Annotated in this window: 21 protein-coding genes and 2 tRNA genes; 10 read left to right on the plus strand and 13 right to left on the minus strand. The window is 68.6% G+C overall.

All coding sequences use genetic code 11. From position 1 onward, the window contains the following. The first annotated feature begins 1 nt into the window (after position 1). Together DEA06_RS02725 and DEA06_RS02730 are read left to right on the plus strand one after the other, a co-directional pair. On the plus strand, positions 2-322 hold the full coding sequence (locus DEA06_RS02725) for a hypothetical protein (protein WP_116646398.1): 321 nt from the start codon (positions 2-4) through the stop codon (positions 320-322). Then, a complete protein-coding gene (locus DEA06_RS02730; protein ID WP_240606777.1) occupies positions 297-890 on the plus strand; it encodes a hypothetical protein in 594 nt (197 codons plus the stop codon). The genes DEA06_RS02725 and DEA06_RS02730 overlap by 26 nt, the downstream gene beginning before the upstream one ends. Position 891: 1 nt before the next feature. Here the strand turns inward: DEA06_RS02730 and DEA06_RS02735 are convergent, their stop codons facing one another. The 6 genes from DEA06_RS02735 to DEA06_RS02760 all read right to left on the minus strand — a co-directional run bounded on the left by DEA06_RS02735 (position 892) and on the right by DEA06_RS02760 (position 2,898). Further along, the gene (locus tag DEA06_RS02735) at positions 892-1,401 is read right to left on the minus strand and encodes a DUF2017 family protein (RefSeq protein ID WP_116646399.1); all 510 of its coding nucleotides are present in this window, start codon (positions 1,399-1,401) and stop codon (positions 892-894) included. Then, positions 1,398-1,694: an ATP-dependent Clp protease adapter ClpS gene (gene clpS, locus DEA06_RS02740; protein WP_240606812.1), complete on the minus strand. Its 297-nt coding sequence runs from the start codon at positions 1,692-1,694 to the stop codon at positions 1,398-1,400. Before clpS ends, DEA06_RS02735 begins: the two co-directional genes overlap by 4 nt. Continuing rightward, on the minus strand, positions 1,694-2,044 hold the full coding sequence (locus DEA06_RS02745; RefSeq protein WP_116646400.1) for a metallopeptidase family protein: 351 nt from the start codon (positions 2,042-2,044) through the stop codon (positions 1,694-1,696). The genes clpS and DEA06_RS02745 overlap by 1 nt, the downstream gene beginning before the upstream one ends. Next, positions 2,045-2,120, minus strand: a tRNA-His gene (locus tag DEA06_RS02750). It abuts the gene before it with no gap. A 37-nt stretch (positions 2,121-2,157) separates the two neighbouring features. Continuing rightward, entirely contained in the window at positions 2,158-2,784 is a 627-nt protein-coding gene (gene orn, locus DEA06_RS02755) for an oligoribonuclease (protein ID WP_116646401.1), read from the minus strand. Positions 2,785-2,825: 41 nt separating this feature from the next. Beyond that, positions 2,826-2,898: transfer RNA gene (locus tag DEA06_RS02760), tRNA-Arg, on the minus strand. A gap of 94 nt (positions 2,899-2,992) precedes the next feature. Between DEA06_RS02760 and DEA06_RS02765 the strand changes: the two genes are divergently transcribed. Continuing rightward, entirely contained in the window at positions 2,993-3,202 is a 210-nt protein-coding gene (locus DEA06_RS02765; protein ID WP_116646805.1) for a methyltransferase, read from the plus strand. An 18-nt stretch (positions 3,203-3,220) separates the two neighbouring features. Here the strand turns inward: DEA06_RS02765 and DEA06_RS02770 are convergent, their stop codons facing one another. Beyond that, positions 3,221-3,820: a hypothetical protein gene (locus tag DEA06_RS02770; RefSeq protein WP_116646402.1), complete on the minus strand. Its 600-nt coding sequence runs from the start codon at positions 3,818-3,820 to the stop codon at positions 3,221-3,223. 61 nt (positions 3,821-3,881) lie between these two features. Between DEA06_RS02770 and DEA06_RS02775 the strand changes: the two genes are divergently transcribed. After that, entirely contained in the window at positions 3,882-5,300 is a 1,419-nt protein-coding gene (locus tag DEA06_RS02775; RefSeq protein WP_116646403.1) for a PLP-dependent aminotransferase family protein, read from the plus strand. A gap of 3 nt (positions 5,301-5,303) precedes the next feature. Here the strand turns inward: DEA06_RS02775 and DEA06_RS02780 are convergent, their stop codons facing one another. Next, a complete protein-coding gene (locus DEA06_RS02780; protein WP_116646806.1) occupies positions 5,304-5,555 on the minus strand; it encodes a hypothetical protein in 252 nt (83 codons plus the stop codon). A gap of 223 nt (positions 5,556-5,778) precedes the next feature. Here DEA06_RS02780 and ssb point away from each other — a divergent pair, with 223 nt between their 5' ends. From ssb to DEA06_RS02800, 4 genes are read left to right on the plus strand one after another with little or no spacing between them, the layout of a single operon-like run. Beyond that, positions 5,779-6,312, plus strand: coding sequence for a single-stranded DNA-binding protein (gene ssb, locus DEA06_RS16445; protein ID WP_165817903.1), 534 nt, complete (start codon positions 5,779-5,781; stop codon positions 6,310-6,312). Positions 6,313-6,334: 22 nt separating this feature from the next. Then, positions 6,335-6,817: a hypothetical protein gene (locus DEA06_RS16680; RefSeq protein ID WP_240606778.1), complete on the plus strand. Its 483-nt coding sequence runs from the start codon at positions 6,335-6,337 to the stop codon at positions 6,815-6,817. A gap of 47 nt (positions 6,818-6,864) precedes the next feature. Further along, complete coding sequence (gene ettA / locus DEA06_RS02795; RefSeq protein WP_116646405.1) at positions 6,865-8,544, plus strand: energy-dependent translational throttle protein EttA; 1,680 nt, start codon at positions 6,865-6,867, stop codon at positions 8,542-8,544. Beyond that, positions 8,537-9,076, plus strand: a complete 540-nt coding sequence (locus DEA06_RS02800; protein ID WP_240606779.1) for a thioesterase family protein — start codon at positions 8,537-8,539, stop codon at positions 9,074-9,076. The genes ettA and DEA06_RS02800 overlap by 8 nt, the downstream gene beginning before the upstream one ends. Here DEA06_RS02800 and DEA06_RS02805 read toward each other — a convergent pair. Beyond that, positions 9,052-9,939 (minus strand): acyl-CoA thioesterase II, encoded by an 888-nt coding sequence (locus tag DEA06_RS02805; protein ID WP_240606780.1) that lies wholly within the window; start codon positions 9,937-9,939, stop codon positions 9,052-9,054. The genes DEA06_RS02800 and DEA06_RS02805 overlap by 25 nt on opposite strands. A gap of 53 nt (positions 9,940-9,992) precedes the next feature. Between DEA06_RS02805 and DEA06_RS02810 the strand changes: the two genes are divergently transcribed. Further along, on the plus strand, positions 9,993-10,667 hold the full coding sequence (locus DEA06_RS02810; protein ID WP_116646406.1) for a hypothetical protein: 675 nt from the start codon (positions 9,993-9,995) through the stop codon (positions 10,665-10,667). Here the strand turns inward: DEA06_RS02810 and DEA06_RS02815 are convergent. The 4 genes from DEA06_RS02815 to pepN all read right to left on the minus strand — a co-directional run bounded on the left by DEA06_RS02815 (position 10,664) and on the right by pepN (position 16,585). Further along, positions 10,664-12,325, minus strand: coding sequence for an FAD-binding dehydrogenase (locus DEA06_RS02815; RefSeq protein ID WP_116646407.1), 1,662 nt, complete (start codon positions 12,323-12,325; stop codon positions 10,664-10,666). The two genes, DEA06_RS02810 and DEA06_RS02815, sit on opposite strands and share 4 nt — an antisense overlap. A gap of 26 nt (positions 12,326-12,351) precedes the next feature. Then, positions 12,352-12,813 carry a globin gene (locus tag DEA06_RS02820; RefSeq protein WP_116646408.1) on the minus strand — a complete coding sequence of 154 codons (462 nt, stop codon included), beginning with the start codon at positions 12,811-12,813 and terminating at the stop codon, positions 12,352-12,354. After that, positions 12,810-13,844: a mechanosensitive ion channel domain-containing protein gene (locus DEA06_RS02825; RefSeq protein WP_240606814.1), complete on the minus strand. Its 1,035-nt coding sequence runs from the start codon at positions 13,842-13,844 to the stop codon at positions 12,810-12,812. Before DEA06_RS02825 ends, DEA06_RS02820 begins: the two co-directional genes overlap by 4 nt. A gap of 182 nt (positions 13,845-14,026) precedes the next feature. Next, the gene (gene pepN, locus DEA06_RS02830) at positions 14,027-16,585 is read right to left on the minus strand and encodes an aminopeptidase N (protein ID WP_116646410.1); all 2,559 of its coding nucleotides are present in this window, start codon (positions 16,583-16,585) and stop codon (positions 14,027-14,029) included. Between the two features lie 216 nt (positions 16,586-16,801). On the opposite strand from pepN, the gene DEA06_RS02835 reads away from it, so the two are divergent. Continuing rightward, on the plus strand, positions 16,802-17,965 hold the full coding sequence (locus DEA06_RS02835) for a ferrochelatase (RefSeq protein ID WP_116646810.1): 1,164 nt from the start codon (positions 16,802-16,804) through the stop codon (positions 17,963-17,965). Positions 17,966-17,997 lie beyond the last annotated feature (32 nt).

Here is a 17,997-nt window from a genome sequence, read left to right on the forward strand (position 1 = left end):
CATGCCCAATATCGCACTAGAGCTCGGTGAGCAGTCCGCCTCCTTCGGAGTGACGTCCTCCTACGGCGAGCAGCAGGACGTCGACGGGGTCCGCCTCATCCCGGTGGCTCTCACCTGGACCGGCTTCGGGGGCGGTTCTGACGAGTCCGGCAACGGCGGTGGCGGTGGCGGCGGGTACTCCCTGCCGCTCGGTGCCTACATTCGTCGCGGTGACGATCTGCGGTTCGAACCGAACATCGTCGCTTTCGCCGCCGTCGCTATCCCGCTCGTGTGGGTGGTCGGACGCGCGCTCAGCCGTGTCATCCGCGCACTCAAGAAGTAGCGTCGACCCGGTCGCTCGCGCACTCGACACGGCTGTCGCGCGCATCCTCGATGCTGTGATCGGGGTCGAGGCCGCGAACCCCGTCATCCTGATAGACGGGCAGAGCGGCGCGGGTAAGACCACCCTCGCGCAGCGTGTCGTCGAGAGATGGCCCGTGCCGGGCCGGGTTCAGTCGGTGGCGCTGGATTCCCTCTACCCCGGATGGGACGGGCTCGAGGCCGGCGTCGAATACGCACGCGGGGCCATCCTCATGCCGCATGCGCGCGGAATGATCGGAGTGTGGCATCGGTGGGATTGGGTCGAGGAGGCCCGCGCCGAAGCACACGCCGTCGACCCCTCGCTCCCCCTGATCGTGGAAGGCTCCGGACTCCTCACCCCGGCCACGGCGCGTCTGGGCGATGTCAGAGTGTGGCTGGAGTCTCCGGCGCCGCAGAGACGTCGACGCGGCATCGCTCGCGACGGTGAGACGTATGAGCCGCACTGGGATCGCTGGGCGCTGCAAGAGGAAGCGCACATCGTCCGGGACGACCCGACCAGCCACGCCACGCTCGTTCTGGCGGTGCCGTGAGTCAGCGAGAGGCCTCTAGCGCCTGCACGAGACCGTCGAGGCGGAAACCCAGCCACTCGTAGATTCCGAAGCGGGGGTCATCCTCGTCGTGGTCGTCTTCCGTCTCGATTCCGAGTCGCGATGCGAGCACGAGGCGTATGGCGGCGAGCACACGCATCCATGCCCCCGCTTCTTCGTCGTCGAGGGTGAGCACGAAGGCGCGCGTCAGCTCAGACTCTTCGGCCGTCGCGATGTCGAGCTCGGGCCCGCCGGTCGAGAGCGTCGCGAGCACTACGTCGGCGTCATGCTGACGTCGGTCGAGCAGGTCGGAACCCGTCAACCTGCGGAACTCGGCGGAGGCGGCGGCGTCATCGGCATAGGCGTCGGGGAGGAGGCGCGCGACGGCGGGGTCGGGGGGAGTGGCGCCCTCGACGGACGTCGCTTCGAGCAGTTCGACGAACTGCCTCACCATTCCCGAGAGGTGCACGGCCTCGATGGCCGAGATCTCGAGGACGACGATCTTGTCGGTCATGACGATGCTCCATTTCGCACGGTCGCCCACAGGCCGTAGTCGTGCATGGCTTGGGTATGCAGTTCCATCTGTTCGCGCGGTCCGTGGGCGACGACCGCGTGCCCTTCGTGGTGCACCGCGAGCATCAGACGGGATGCCGTCTCGGCGTCGAAGCCGAAGTACTCCCGGAAGACATGTGCCACGTAGCTCATGAGGTTCACCGGGTCGTTCCAGACCACGGTCTGCCAGGCGTCGTCGCCGAGCCGATCCGTGTCGAGGTGCTCTTGGGCGTCGACAAGCGTGAGTGAGACCATCATGCCCATCCCAACTCATGCAGGCGCTCGTCGTCGATGCCGTAGAAATGCGCAATCTCGTGTACCAGCGTCGTGTGCACCTCGTCGCGCAGTTCTTCTTCGTCGTCGCATACGGCGAGATGGGCCTCGCGGTAGAGGATGATCCGATCGGGGAGTTCGCCGACGCCGTAGCGTTCCCGCTCGGTCAACGCCCAGCCGTCGTAGAGGCCGAGGAGGTCGAGACTGCCGTCTTCCGCTCTGTCTTCGACGACGAAGACGACATTGTCGAGACCGTCGATCATCTCGTCGGGGAGTCGATCGAGCTCGTCCACGACGAGTCTCTCGAACGCGTCGGAACTCAGATCAAGCATTGGGGTGAGTAACGGGGCTCGAACCCGCGACATCGGCCACCACAAGGCCGCGCTCTACCAACTGAGCTATACCCACCATGTCTCCCGCTCGCGCGGGCAACCCAACGATTCTCTCACACTCCTGCCGTGAAAGACGACACGGTGGAGGCCGCGGCTGCCTTCGCCGCATCGCTGGTGGGCCCGGGCTCGGGCACGAACACCGCCTGGCGGTAATAGGCGAGTTCGCGGATCGATTCACGGATGTCGGCCAGCGCGCGGTGCCCGCCGTCTTTCGCCGGGGCGTGGAAGTATGCGCGCGGGAACCACCGGCGGGAGAGCTCTTTCACGCTCGAGACGTCGATGTTGCGGTAGTGCAGCCAGCGATCGACGCGGGGCATGTACTTCGCGAGGAACATGCGGTCGGTGCCGATCGTGTTGCCCGCCAGCGGCGCCTTGCCCTCGACCGGTGCGAACCGCTGAATGTACTCCAACGCTTGGAACTCGGCGTCGGCGAGGCTCACGCCGTGGGGGATCTCTTCGAGCAGTCCGGAGGAGCGGTGCATGTCGGTGACGAACTCGCTCATCGACGCCAGGGCCGAATCGTCGGGTTTGATGACGATGGAGAATCCGGGGTCGAGGATGCGGAGATCGAAATCCGTGACGACGACGGCGATCTCGACGAGTTCGTCGACGTCGAGATCGAGTCCCGTCATCTCGCAGTCGATCCAGACAAGTCGATCGTTCTCGGAGGCAGCCACCATGCGCCTCAGTCTAATGACGGCCGTCGACACAGGATGTGGAGTCCCCCAGGCACGATTCGAACGTGCGACAAACGGATTAGAAGGCCGTTGCTCTATCCACTGAGCTACTGGGGGCCGACGACCAGAGTACCGGGGGTCGCACCGGCACGCACTGGCGCACGCTCCGCGCCAGGCGTAGCGTCGGAACGACAGGCGTAAGGAGTCGATGATGACCGAAGCGAAGACGCGCAGGCTGTGGGTGGCCTATGGGCCGGCGGGTGCCGTGGGCAAGATTCAGACCGACGACGAGTCGTACGTCGTCCAGATGGCGGGTGCGGACGAGGAACTCGGGCGGTACCCGACCATGGAGATCGCCAAATCCGCCCTCACCGCGCATCTGAAGCCGGGGTCTGAGCGCCCCGAGTTCCGCGAGCACTAAGACAGGAGTGCCGGGCGGTCAGGCGTCGACCCGGACCCGGCGCCGTTCTTTCACGTCCAACAGCGGCAGCGCGTGGTGCACGAGCGGACCGATGCAGATCGCGAAGACCACGGTGCCCACGCCGACGGTCCCGCCCAGCAGCCAGCCGGCGATGAGCACTGTGCTCTCGACGAGGAGTCGGCACACCCAGATCGGCCACCCGAGACGGCGGTGCAGGCCGGTCATGAGGCCGTCTCGCGGTCCCGGGCCGAAAGCGGCTCCCAGGTAGAGGCCGGAGGCGAACGCGACCAGCAGAATCCCGCCGGCCAGCATCGCGCCGCCCGCCCAGAGGTCCGGTGCGGCAGGTACGAGCGCGAGTGTCGCTTGCAGAGAGGTGCCCACGAGCGCGACATTCGCGATGGTGCCGATTCCGGGCTTCTGTCGGAGCGGGATCCAGACGAGGAGCACGAGCCCGCCGAGGATGTTCGTCACCCAGCCGATGCCGATGCCGGTGTGGATCGAGATGCCCTCGGCGAAGACGGTCCACGGGTCGACACCCCACCCGGCGCGGACGGTCAGGGCGCATCCTGCGCCGTACAGCACCAGGCCGATGAGGAGTTGGAGGATGCGTCGAGCCATGCGAATATCCAATCAGGCAATTGGATCACACTGAACAGTCCAATCCCGGTAATGTGGATTCATGGACTCACGGATATCGGCCCGCTCCCTCGCTGCCTCTCTGGGAGGGTGGCGGTCGAAGGAGCCGGTGTACGAGGCCCTGGCGGATGGCATCCGACTCCTGTGCCTCGACAATCGGATCGCACCGCGCACGGCGCTTCCGGCAGAGCGCGAACTCTCCGCCGAGCTGCGCCTGAGCCGCACGACCGTGGCGGCCGCGTACCGGAGCCTGCGCGACACCGGGCACATCGAGAGCGTTCGCGGCTCCGGCAGCATCACTCTGCCGCTGCGGCGCACGGATCCGGGGCATCGCGCCACCGGCGATGAGACGATCGACCTTCAGCAGGCGAGTCCACCGGCGTGGCCGGGACTCGCCGGCGTCATCACCGAGGTGGCCGCCGGCGCTGCGACGCTCGTCTCCACGGTCGGCTACGACATCGTCGGCCGCCCCGGTCTGCGAGATGCCATCGCCGCCCGCTACACGGCTCGGGGGATTCCGACGTCGCCCGACGAGGTGATGATCACGACAGGGGCGCAGAGCGCGATCCACCTCATCGCGTCGGTGCTGCTGGGCCGCGCCGACAGAGTGCTCATCGAGACGCCCACCTACCCCCACGCGGCCGACGCCTTCCGCCGAGCCGGCGCTCGCATGGTCGGCGTTCCGGTGACGACGTCGGATGGATGGGACCTCGATCGCGCCGAGCAGGCGTTCGCGCGAACCCTCCCGGTGCTCGCCTACCTGATGCCCGATTTCCAGAATCCGACGGGTCGCACGATGACGGCGCAGGAGCGTGCGATCATCGCTGCCGCCGCCGACCGTTCGGGCACGCTCGTCGTCGTCGACGAGACCACGTCGGATCTCAACATCGACCGAGCGGTCGAGCCGGAGCCGTTCGGTCGGGGGGAGGACCTGATCCGCCTCGGGTCGCTCGGCAAGACGGTGTGGGGTGGCCTGCGGATCGGTTGGATCCGCGCGGAGGTGGAGCTCATTCGTCGCCTGGTTTCGGCGCGGGCGGTGCACGACCTCGGCACGCCGGAGATCGAACAGGCGGTCGCGGAGGCGCTCCTGCCGCGTCTCGACGAGATCGCCCATCAACGCGCCCACCTGTTGCGACAGGGGCGCGATGCCGTCTCAGCGGCGCTGCGCGATCGGCTTCCTCAGTGGCGGGTGCCCGCCGCCGATGGAGGAGTCTCGCTGTGGGTCGAACTGGATGCCCCGCTGAGTTCCGGGCTGGTCATGGCCGCGCGAGCGCGGGGGTTGTACCTCTCGGCCGGTTCACGTTTCGCGGTCGAGGGCGGCTACGACCGCCACCTGCGCGTGCCCTTCACGGCCCCGGCGGCAAGCCTCGTCAGCGCCGTGTCGATCCTGGAGCAGGTCTGGCCGACCGTGCACGACGGTGCGCCTCGCGCGCTCGTCGACAGCTTCGACGCCGTGGTCTGAACGTCACCGCTGATAGCGGAGGCAGTCGAACGCGTCGGAGACGGCCCAGAATTCGCCGAGCGAGCGGAACGAACGCGTGCCGCCGTGGTAGCGCTCCGCCCGGAAGCTCCACTCGTCGCCGCTCGCTATGGCACGCACATGGCCGAGCGGTCTTCCGTCAGCGTCTGCCACTCGCCACAGCGTCGGCGCCGCGCGGGTGAGGCGCACCCACGGTGGGAGGTCGAATGTCGGGGTGTCTCGCTCCAGAATCTGCATGATCGTTCCTCCGTCCGAGTTCGAAGATATGTCCGACCTCCGACATCGCGCCCCGGGGCCAGCGGTTCGCCGATCGGCTCCTCCCCACCGGGTGACGGCGGCGTGGTCATCCCCAGAAGCACATCGTGCGCCGCCCCGCGTCGGCCCCACGGCGAAGCTGGATGCGCTCCGGCGCCCGACGGGCACTCGGGTGCCGGAGCATCCCCGACGGAAAGGAACCGAAATGACCGACACCATCACGTTCACGGGCAATCTCGCTGCAGAGCCGGAACAACGAATTCTCGGAGGCGGCGTGTCCGTCACCAATTTCCGCGTCGGGTCCACGCACCGCCGGTTCGACAAGTCGACCGAGCGATGGGTCGATGTGTACACGAACTGGTACCAGGTGTCGGCGTACCGCGCGCTCGGCGAGAACGCCTACGCTTCGCTCCACAAGGGGGATCGCGTGATCGTCACGGGCCGCCTGCGTCTGCGCGAGTGGGACAACGGCACCAAGCGCGGTCTCGCCGTCGAGGTCGAGGCGGACGCCGTCGGGCACGATCTGCTCCGGGGGCGCACGACCTTCCACAAGAACCGCGCCGCCGTCGAGCCCGGAGCGTCGGGCCCTGAGGTCGGGGCCGTCGCGGAGTCGTCGGGGCCCGCGCCCGTCGCCGTGGGAGCCTCGCCGGTCGCCGCGACCGACGCCGGCGGGTGGGGCATTCCGGCCGCGACGGTTGACCTCGCGCCCGAGGCCGAGCTCGCCGACACTCCATTCTGAGGTGCGCCCGTAGACTCGCAGCGTGATCGGATCCACCGCCTCCCGCCGTGCCGGCCTCGTCGTGCTCGCCGTCGCCGCGGCGACCGCTCTGGTCGGGTGCACCGATACGTCCGAGCCCGCGCCGACCGCGACGGTCTCGCTCACCCCGACGGCCGAGGCGCCGCCCACGGCCGAGGCGCCGACTCTCGTTCCGGACGGCGATGCTTCGGCGAACCTCCCGTATTTCGCGCAGATCGTGCAGTCGGTCGCTGCCGGACCCGACACCGGGCGTGCATACGTCGATGCCCTGGTCGCCGCGGGGTTCGACAAGGCGGCCATGCAGGTGACCGAGAACCAGTCGACGGTCGGCAATGCGGCAGAGAGCATGCAGTTCTCGGTGCGGTGGGGAGACGAGTGCCTGATCGGGCAGGTCGGCCCCTCGACAGGACAGCCCGTGGCCGTGGTCATGCCGGGACTCGCGGCCGGTCGGTGCCTCGTTGGCAACACCCGCCCGATCGATTGGTGACCCCGCGCCTCGGACGGCCCGGCTCGCGCCCCTAGACTGGGAACGATATGGCTGAGTACATCTATCAGATGGTCCGCGCGCGAAAAGCCGTGGGCGACAAATTGATCCTCGACGACGTCACGATGTCGTTCCTCCCCGGCGCGAAGATCGGAATGGTCGGTCCGAACGGTGCCGGGAAGTCGACGATCCTGAAGATCATGGCGGGGATGGACACGCCATCCAACGGCGAGGCGAAGCTCAGTCCGGGCTTCTCGGTCGGCATCCTGATGCAGGAGCCCGAACTCGACGAGACCAAGACCGTTCTGGAGAACATCCAGGAGGGCATCGCCATCAAGGCGAAGGTCGACCGCTTCAATGAGATCTCGGCGCTGATGTCCGACCCCGACGCCGACTTCGACGCACTCCTCGCCGAGATGGGCACCCTGCAGGAAGAGATCGACGCCGCCGACGCGTGGGATCTCGACTCACAGCTCGAGCAGGCCATGTCGGCGCTGCGCACCCCGCCCAGCGATGCGGCGATCGCCAACCTCTCCGGTGGTGAGAAGCGACGCGTCGCGCTCACCAAGCTGCTCCTCCAGAAGCCCGACCTGCTGCTGCTGGACGAGCCCACCAACCACCTGGATGCCGAGAGCGTGCAGTGGCTCGAGCAGCACCTGCAGAAGTATGCCGGCGCCGTCATCGCCATCACGCACGACCGGTACTTCCTCGACAACGTCGCGGAGTGGATCGCCGAGGTCGACCGCGGTCGCCTCATCGGATACGAGGGCAACTACTCGACCTATCTCGAGAAGAAGGGCCAGCGCCTCGAGGTGCAGGGCAAGAAGGACGCCAAGCTCGCCAAGCGCCTCTCCGAGGAGCTCGAGTGGGTGCGCTCCAACGCCAAGGGCCGCCAGGTCAAGTCGAAGGCTCGACTCGCACGCTACGAGGAGATGGCCGCCGAGGCCGACCGCACGCGCAAGCTCGACTTCGACGAGATCCAGATCCCGCCGGGCCCGCGCCTGGGCAGCATCGTGATCGAGGCGAAGAAGCTGCAGAAGGGCTTCGACGGGCGCTCGCTCATCTCGAACCTGAGCTTCAGCCTGCCGCCCAACGGAATCGTGGGCGTGATCGGTCCGAACGGTGTCGGAAAGACGACGCTCTTCAAGACCATCGTGGGGCTCGAGCCCGTCGACGGTGGCGAGGTCAAGATCGGCGAAACCGTCAAGATCAGCTACGTCGATCAGAACCGGTCGAACATCGACCCCCAGAAGACCCTGTGGGAGGTCGTGTCCGACGGACTCGACATCATCACGATCGGCAAGGTCGAGATCCCCTCGCGCGCCTACGTGTCGAAGTTCGGCTTCAAAGGACCCGACCAGCAGAAGAAGGCGGGCGTGCTCTCCGGTGGAGAGCGCAACCGTCTCAACCTGGCGCTCACCCTCAAGGAGGGCGGCAACCTCCTCCTCCTCGACGAGCCGACGAACGACCTCGACGTCGAGACGCTGAGCTCGCTCGAGAACGCGCTGCTCGAATTCCCCGGCTGCGCCGTGGTCATCACCCACGACCGGTGGTTCCTCGACCGCATCGCGACGCACATCCTCGCGTACGAGGGAACCGACGAGAACCCCGATCAGTGGTACTGGTTCGAGGGCAACTTCGAGGCGTACGAGGCGAACAAGGTCGAGCGGCTCGGTCCGGACGCCGCCAACCCCAGCCGCTCGTCGTACCGCAAGCTCACGCGTGACTGAGACGTCCTCGGAGCGGGGGAGCGCCATCGAACCGGATGCTGCGCGCCCCCGCATCCACGTGCCCATCCATCTGCGATGGGGCGACCTCGACGCGCTCGGGCACGTCAACAACACCTCGATGCTGAAGCTGCTCGAGGAGGCTCGGCTCCGGGCGTTCTGGAAGGGCGACGGCGAGGCCGATCCTCTTCCCACCGCGGTCTTCGAGATGGACGTGCTCGAGAGCGGCGGGTCGCGTGCAACGCTCATCGCGCGCCAGGAGATCGAGTACTACCGGCCCGTCCCCTACGGACAGCGACCGCTCGACGTGCAGATGTGGATCGGGCGCATGGGCGGATCGAGCGCCGACATCTGCTTCGAGGTCTACAGCCCCCTGGGTGACGAGACCCCGGTGATCTACGCTCGCGCGACGGCGGTCGTGGTGATCGTCGACACCGCGAGCGGCCGGCCGACCCGTTGGAGCGAGCTGGAGCGCGCAGCGTGGGCGCCGTTCATCGCAGCGCCCATCGACTACCGGCGGGGCTCCGCGTCCTGACGCACCCGCACCATGACCTCTTGCGCGATGCTGGCGACGAGCGAGCCGTCCCGCGAGTAGATCCGCCCGTTCGACAGCCCGCGGCCGCCTCGGGCGCTGGGCGACTCTTGAACGTAGAGCAGCCACTCGTCGACACGTGCGGGGCGGTGCCACCACAAGGCGTGATCGAGGCTCGCAACTTTGAGCCCGGGGGTCGTCCACGCGATGCCGTGCGCGCGCATGATCGACTCCTGAATGGTCATGTCGCTCATGTACGCGAGGGCTGCGCGGTGGATTCCCGCGTCGTCGGGCAGAGTGCGTTTCACGCGCATCCACACCGCCTGCCGGGCCACGGGCTCGTCGACCTCGACGTAGATGGGTGACGGCACGTGTCGAACGTCTATGGGGCGTTCGCGGAAGATCCGCCCGGAGTGCGGGTGCGCGCGAACGATCTCGCTCTCGATGTCGGGCAGCTCATCGGGGTCGGGGTACCCGTCGGGCATGGGCGCCTGATGCTCGAGGCCGGGATCCGCGTCCTGGAACGACGCGATCATCGAGAAGATCGGCACGCCCGACTGATAGGCCTGGGTGCGCCGCGTCGAGAACGAGCGCCCGTCATGGATGCGATCGACCGAGAACGTAATGTCGGCGCTGGCGTCGCCCGGCCGGAGGAAGTACCCGTGCATGGAGTGCGGCGCGCGCTCGGCCGGGAGGGTGCGGGATGCAGCGACGACCGACTGAGCGAGCACCTGTCCGCCGTAGACGCGCCCGCCCGGCATCGCTTGCGAGACACCCGTGAAGATGTCCTCTGTCGTGCGCGCGCCCACGTCGCGGAGATCGAGCACCGCGAGCAGCGAGGCGACGGGATCGAGGGCGTGAGGCACGTGATTCTCCCGTTCCGACGAGCATCCGCCCGCCACTTGGTAGTTTAGGGCGGGTGTCCGCTCGCCTCGTGTTCCCCGATCCGCAGGGCGCCGCCGACGTCGTGACGTTCGCCTCCCGCGCCGCTCAGCTTGGCGACGGCGCCGTGCGGCTGCGCGCCGCAGAGGGGACTCTCGTGATGACGTCCGCCCCGCTCGCGCCGCGCGACCTGCTCGACGCCACCCCGACGGTGCTCGGCTTGCGCGCCACCGCGATCGATCCTGAGCTCGTCTGCGATCTCGTGCTGCCCGGCAGCGCTCTCGCGGTCGCTTCCGACGATGCGTCGCAGGTCGTCCTGCCCGATTCCGCCGTGACGGCGACGTGGGCCGGGATCTCGCCGCCGCGCGCGGGATGGCGACCCGTCGGCGAGGTCGCCGCATCCGTTCTCGCCTCGCGTGCGCAGGCGGGTATCGCCAGCGTCGCGCAGACCGTCCCGCGCGATGCGGGCGAGGAGATCGTGCAGAGCGTCCGGGCGGGCGTATGGGGTGCGGCCGAGCCCCTCCTCGACGGTCTGCCACTGGGCGCCGCCTTCGCGGCGTTCGCTCTCGGGTTCATCTCGGGCGAGGAGCAGGCCCAGGTGCGCGAAGCCGGCCCGTGGCGTCGGCTTTCGCTGCGACGGGGGCATGTGCTGGTGAGGACCACCGTCCGCAACGGGCTCACGGCCGTGCGTTCCACGGGCGCCGCGGGTTAGACCGCCGCCGCCGCGCGTCCGGCGATGCGCCCCGAGAAGAGGCAACCGCCGAGGAACGTGCCCTCGAGGGCCCGGTAGCCGTGCATGCCGCCGCCCCCGAAGCCGCTGGCCTCACCGGCGGCGAACAAACCCGGCACCGGGTGACCCCCGGCGTCGAGGACCCGTCCCTGTAGATCCGTCTGGAGCCCGCCGAGCGACTTCCTGGTGAGCACGTGGAGCTTCACGGCGATGAGAGGCCCCGCTGCGGCATCGAGGATGCGGTGGGGTGCGGCCGTGCGGACCAAACGGTCGCCGCGAAAGGCGCGCGCGGAGCGCAGCATCGCGATCTGCGCGTCCTTGGTGACGTCGTTCACGATCTCACGGTCGCGCGCTTCGACCTCCGCCCGGACGCGCTCGACGTCGAGCAGATCGCCGCCGGGGAGCGCCCGCATACCGGCGAGGAGGTCGTCGAGGTTGTCGCGCACGACGAAGTCCGCGCCGTTGTCGAGGAACGCTTGCACGGGCGCGGACGCGCCCTTTCCGAGACGCGAGCGCACCAGGAGCGGCACGTCCTTGCCCGTGAGGTCGGGGTTCTGCTCGCTGCCGGAGAGGGTGAACTCCTTCTCGACGATGCGCGAGGACAAGACGAACCAGGAGTGGTCGTGACCGGTACTGCGCAGATGAGCCAGTGTGCCGAGGGTGTCGAAGCCGGGGAAGAGGGGCACGGGAAGCCGCCGTCCCGTCGCGTCCAGCCAGAGCGAGGACGGCCCGGGCAGGATGCGGATGCCGTGATCGGGCCAGATCGACGACCAGTTCTGGATGCCTTCGACGTAGTGCCACATCCGGTCGGCGTTGATCACGTGCCCTCCGGCGGCTTCGGCCACGGGGAGCATGGAGCCGTCGACGTAGGCGGGCACCCCCGAGAGCATCGTGGCGGGCGCGGTACCCAGGCGTTCGGGCCACATCGCCCGCACGAGGTCGTGATTGCCCCCGATTCCGCCGGACGAGACGATCGTGGCACGCGCACGCACGTCGAAGCGGTCGATCACGTCGCGGTTCGTGGCGGCGCCCCGTTCGGCGAGGCTCGGTGCCAGGACATCGCCCACCGCGCCCGTGACCACGCCGTCATGGACCGCCAGCTCCGAGACGCGGTGTCGGGGGAGCACCAGGAGGCGCCCGTCCGACTCGGCCTCATCGGCCGCGCGCAGGAACGGAGCGAGCACGCCCGGACCGGTTCCCCACGCGATGTGGAACCGAGGCACCGAGTTGCCCGGGCCGATCGCGCCGTATCCGCCGCGCTCGGCCCATCCCACCACGGGGAACAAGCCCAGGCCGAGCCCGCGCAACCAGGAGCGCTTCTCACCGGCGGCGAAGTGCAGATACTCCTCGGCCCACCGGCGGGGCCACGCATCTTCCGCACGATCGAAGCCGGCGTTGCCGAACCAGTCCTGCCGCGCGAGGTCGAGCGAGTCCTTCACACCGAGACGGCGTTGCTCCGGAGAGTCGACGAGGAAGAGGCCGCCGAACGACCACCACGCCTGGCCCCCGAGGTTCGTGCGGGGCTCCTGGTCGACGATCACCACGCGCTTGTTCGCAAGGAGCGCCTCGCGCGTCGCCACCAGCCCGGCCAACCCCCACCCGACGACGAGCACGTCGGTGTCGTAGATGCGAGCGGACATGGCGACTCCTTCGTCGTCGTGCGATGTCAGTCGGCGCTGTCGCTCCGGCTCGAGACGGGCAGCCCCGGGGCCGAACGCCCGTCGGAAGGGGTTCCGATGCCGGTCGGCTCGAAGGTGTTCACCATCGCCAGTGCCGCCCTCTGCAGATAATCCCACAGCGTGGCCTCGTGCAGGGGGGAGAGCTCCAGTTCGTCGACGGCAGCGCGCATGTGAGAGAGCCACCGGTCGCGGGCGTCGGGGTTCACGTGGAACGGCTGGTGCCGCATCCGCAGCCGCGGGTGACCGCGCTGCTCGCTGTAGGTGGTGGGGCCGCCCCAGTACTGCGCGAGAAAGAGTGTCAATCGCTCGGCGGCAGGACCGAGGTCCTCTTCGGGGTACATGGGCTTGAGCACCTCGTCACCCGCCACTCCCCGGTAGAACGTGTCGACGAGTCGCCGGAACGTGGGCATCCCGCCGATCTCGTCGTAGAAGCTCGTCTGCTCGGTCACTGGTCTTCCTCGCCGGTATCGGGTTTCGCCTTGGTGGCGGGGGGTGTCTTCTGCTCGCGGGCTTCGCGGCCCTGGTCGTTCGTCTTCGATCGCTTGCGCGGTTTCCACACCGGCCGATGCTCGACGGTCACCGGGTTGGGCCGGGTGCGGGGAGGATTCGCCCCGCGCACCCGCTGCGCGCCCTCGAGTCCGCTGAGGGTGATCGAGTTCAGCTGAGGAAGGGTGAGACCCAGTTCGTCGATCGCGTTCTTCAACCGCATCCGCAGCTCCCGGGCGACGTCGTCCTTCGCGTTGGCGCGGGTCTTCATGACGAGGCGGATGACGAGCGCGTCGCCGGAAACCGACTCGAGACCCCAGACCTCGGGCTGCTCGATGATGCGGGAGCGCCACTTCGGCTCGTCGGTGAGCGATTTCGCCGCGGCGAGCATGGCTGCCTCGACCTCCGGGATGTCGGCGTTGGCCGGCACCGCGAGGTCGATGATGACCCTCGACCACCCCTGCGACATGTTGCCGATGCGCAGGATCTCGCCGTTGCGGACGTACCACAGCGTGCCGTTCACGTCACGGACGTGGCTGACGCGCACGCTCACGTACTCGACGACGCCGGTGGCGAGCCCGAGGTCGACCACGTCTCCGATGCCGATCTGGTCTTCCGCCACGATGAAGATGCCGTTGAGGACGTCCTTCACGATGTTCTGCGCGCCGAAGCCGAGACCCGCACCCACGGCGGCGGTCAGCAGCGTCAGCGAGGCGAGCACGTCGGGGGCGACGACACCGACGATGAGCACGAGCGCGACGACGACGATGATGACGCTGAGGATGTTCTGCAGGATCGTGCCGAGCGTGCGCGTGCGCTGGACGAGCCGCACGGCCGCGAGCGGCGATCGCTCCAGTGCCTGCGTGTCGTCGACGTTCGCTTTGTTCTTCGCGCCGGAGACCACGCGGCCGACCACTCGACGGATGACCGAGCGAAGAAGCCACGACACCGCGAGAGCCACGACGATGATGCCGGCGACGCCGAGCAGGTTCATGCCGGCTGCCCGCAGCCAGTCCAGTACCGCTTGCCAGAACTCGGGGGTGAGGACCACGCCGGGGTTGGGCGGGTCGGTGGGTTCCGGGGAGGGCGCGGCGTGGAAGGAGGGCATCCCTCCCATGTTAACGACGAACGCCTCGGAGCCGGCTGGGCTCCGAGGCGTTCGAGTGGGTCCGTGTGCTACTCGGCGTCGCGCTCCTGCACCGACAGGGCGCGCTCGACGCCGGCGAGGTTCTCGTTCACGAGACGACGCAGCGCTGCGGGCGCCGAGGCGTTCTCGGCCAGCCATGCGCGCGTCGCGTCGCGCAGCGCGGTATCGGCGAGAGCCGCCGGGTAGAGCCCGACGATGAGGTACTGCGCGATCTGGTAGCTGCGCGAGTTCCAGATCGGCAGCAGCATGTCGAAGTACGGCGTGACGAAGTCACGCAGCACCCTCACGCCGGCGGGGTGTACGAGTCCGGCTGCCGCCGCGCGCACGATCGTGTTCGGGGCGTCGTCCTTGACCACGAGGGAGTCCCACGCGGCCCGCTTCGCCTCGACCGTCGGGAGTGCGGCCTTCGCCTGCGCCGCGAACTCGCCGCCTTTCGCCGTGTTGTCGGCGGCGAGGGCGTCGTCGATGTCCTTCGCCGCAACGGCACCGCCGGCGGCGAGCGAGACCAGCAGCTGCCATGACAGGTCGGTGTCGACGGTGAGACCGTCGAGCGTCGTGTCGCCGTCGCGGAGCGCGCGCACCCGGGCCCACTGCGCGTCGGTGGCGGCGGCGGAGGCGAAGGCGGTGACGAACTGCAGCTGGCTGTCGCTCTCGGGGGCTGCGGCTCGTGCCAGCTCCCACATCGCGTCAGCGACCTTGGCCCGGGTCTCGTCGCGCTTCTCGGGTGAGACGTAGGAATTCGCTGCGAGCTGCAGCTGGGCGAGCGTCGTGCGCACGGTCGTCGACTCCGTCTCGGAGCCGATGTTGCGCAGCACGAGGTCGACGTAGTCGGTGGCGGATGCTTCGGCGTCGCGCGTCTGGTCCCAGGCTGCTCCCCACACGATGGAGCGGGCCAGCGGGTCGCTGATGTCCTTCAGATGCGCGATGGCCGTTGCCAGCGACCGCTCGTCGAGACGGATCTTCGCGTACGCGAGGTCTTCGTCGTTGAGGAGCACGAGGTCGGGGCGCCGGACGCCGACGAGCTCGGGCACGTCGGTGCGGTCGCCGTCGACGTCGAGCTCGATGCGGTGCACGCGCTGCAGCGAGCCGCCCTTCAGCGAGTAGAAGCCGACCGCGAGGCGGTGCGGGCGGATGGTGGGGTAGTCGGCCGGGGCCGTCTGCACGATCGCGAAACGCGAGAGCGTGCCGTCGGTCGACTCCTCCAGCAGGGGGGAGAGCGTGTTCACGCCGGCGGTCTCGAGCCACTTTCGCGACCACGCGCCGAGCTCGCGGCCACTCGTCGCCTCGAGCTCGGTCAGCAGGTCGCCGAGCTCGGTGTTCGACCACTCGTGCTTGGCGAAGTAGGCGGCGACGCCGGCGAAGAACTGCTCGATGCCGACCCACGCCGCCAGCTGCTTCAGCACGGAGCCACCCTTGGCGTAGGTGATGCCGTCGAAGTTCACCTGCACGTCTTCGAGGTCGTTGATCTCCGCGACCACGGGGTGGGTGGAGGGAAGCTGGTCCTGGCGGTAGGCCCAGGTCTTCTCCATGGCGTTGAAGGTCGTCCAGGCCTCGGTCCACTCCGTGGCCTCGGCTGTCGCGATCGTCGAGGCCCACTCGGCGAACGACTCGTTCAGCCAGAGGTCGTTCCACCACTTCATCGTGACGAGATCGCCGAACCACATGTGGGCGAGCTCGTGGAGGATCGTGACGACGCGGCGTTCCTTCACCGCATCCGTCACCTTGCTGCGGAAGACGTACGTCTCGGTGAACGTGACCGCGCCCGCGTTCTCCATGGCTCCGGCGTTGAACTCCGGGACGAACAGCTGGTCGTACTTCGCGAAGGGGTACGGGTAGTCGAACTTCTCCTCGTAGTACGCGAAGCCCTGCCGGGTCTTCTCGAAGACGTAGTCGGCGTCGAGGTGCTCCCAGAGGCTCTTGCGCGCGAACACGCCGAGGGGGATCACGCGGCCGGAGGCGCTCGTGAGCTCCGAGAAGGTCGACTCGTAGGGGCCGGCGATCAGGGCCGTGATGTACGAGGAGATACGCGGGGTCGGCTCGAAGGTCCACGTGGCGACCCCCTCGCCCTGACCGGCGGGCTCGGGCGACGGCGAGTTCGACACGACGACCCAGGTCTCGGGGGCCGTGATCGTGAACTGGAACGTCGCCTTGAGGTCGGGCTGCTCGAACACCGCGAACACGCGGCGGGAGTCGGGAACCTCGAACTGCGTATAGAGGTACACCTCGCCATCGACCGGGTCGACGAAACGGTGCAGGCCCTCGCCGGTGTTGGTGTAGCTGCAGTCGGCGACAACGACGAGTTCGTTCCGTGCTTCGAGGCCGCTCAGGGCGATGCGCGAGTCGGAGTGCGCTGACACCGGAACGTCGCGGCCGTTCAGCGTGATCGAGTGAACGTAGCCCGAGATGAGGTCGACGAAGGTGTCGGCGCCCTCGACCGCGGAGAAACGGACGACGGTACGAGAACCGAAGACCTCCGCACCTCGCGTCAGGTCGAGCGCGATCTCGTACTCGATGCCACCGCCCGCGGCCGGGTCGACGACGGAGCGGCGCTGCTGCGCTTCGCTGCGGGTGAGGTTCTCTCCAGGCACTGACGTTCTCCCAGGGGTAGAGGGGTCGGATGCTGCGCGACGCGGCTGGCGCCGACGACAACCGTCCCACCCTATCTCCGGGGCCGATCGGCGCGGAGGGGTGGTTCGTTACACCATCGAGCTAACCCGGCGAAGCGAGGCGTCGGGAATGGAAGAATCGACGGCGTGACCGCCAACGAATCCCTCCAGCCAGCCCCGGCCGACGCCCCCGCGACCGTGCTCTTCGCATCGCCCGCCGCGTCGTCAGGTGCTCCTCACGTCGAGACACCGGTCGCGTACGACGCGATCCTCCTCGCCGGATTCGGCGGCCCGGAGGGGCAGGACGACGTGATCCCGTTCCTGCGCAACGTCACGCGGGGTCGCGGCATCCCCGATGAGCGTCTCGAAGAGGTCGCCCACCACTACCGCCACTTCGACGGCATCAGTCCGATCAACGCCCAGAACCGCGCGCTGAAGGCGGCGCTGGAGGCCGAGATCGCCCGCCGCGGCCTCGGGCTCCCCGTCTACTGGGGCAACCGCAACTGGGCGCCGTACCTCGAGGAGGCCGTGTCGGATGCCGCCGCGGCCGGCGACACGACACTGCTGGCGGTGGCCACCAGCGCCTACAGCTCCTTCTCCAGCTGCCGGCAGTACCGCGAGGACTTCGCGCGCGTGCTGACCGAGACCGGAGCGGGAGCGTCGGTCACCATCGACAAGGTGCGCCAGTTCTTCGACCACCCGGGCTTCGTCGAGCCCTTCGTCACCGGAGTCCGTGACGCGGTGCAGGCCTTCGTCGCTCAGGACGTCGATCCCTCCGCCATCCAGGTGCTGTTCTCGACGCACTCCATCCCCACCGCCGACGCTGATCGCTCCGGCCCCCGCGACGTCGACTTCGGCGAGGGCGGCGCGTACGCGGCCCAGCACCGAGCCGTCGCGGAGGTCGTCATGGACGCCGTGTACGCCGCCGTCCCGGGGTCGGAGGGCGTGCTCGACTGGGAGCTCGTCTACCAGTCGCGCTCGGGCCCGCCCACGCAGCCGTGGCTCGAACCGGATGTCAACGACGTGATCGCCGAGCTGCCGGGCCGTGGCGTGGAAGCCGTCGTGATCGTGCCGCTCGGTTTCGTCAGCGACCACATGGAGGTGCTGTGGGACCTCGACACCGAGGCGATGGAGTCGGCGCAGGAGGTCGGCATCCGCGCGGTGCGCACACCGACGCCGGGCGTGGATCCGGCCTACGTCGCCGGTCTCGTCGACCTCATCGAGGAGCGCCTCAACGGCACGCCCGCCTCGGAGCGCCCCCATGAGACGAAGCTCGGGCCGTGGTTCGACGTCTGCCGGCCGGGCTGCTGCGAGAACGTGCGAGCGGGTTTCAAGCCCGCGGCATCCGGTGTGCTTCCCTGATCCCGACTTCTGTCCCGACGCACTTCTAGGAT

Origin of the sequence: Microbacterium sp. Gd 4-13, from assembly GCF_003095395.1 — a bacterium.
Lineage (GTDB): Bacteria > Actinomycetota > Actinomycetes > Actinomycetales > Microbacteriaceae > Microbacterium.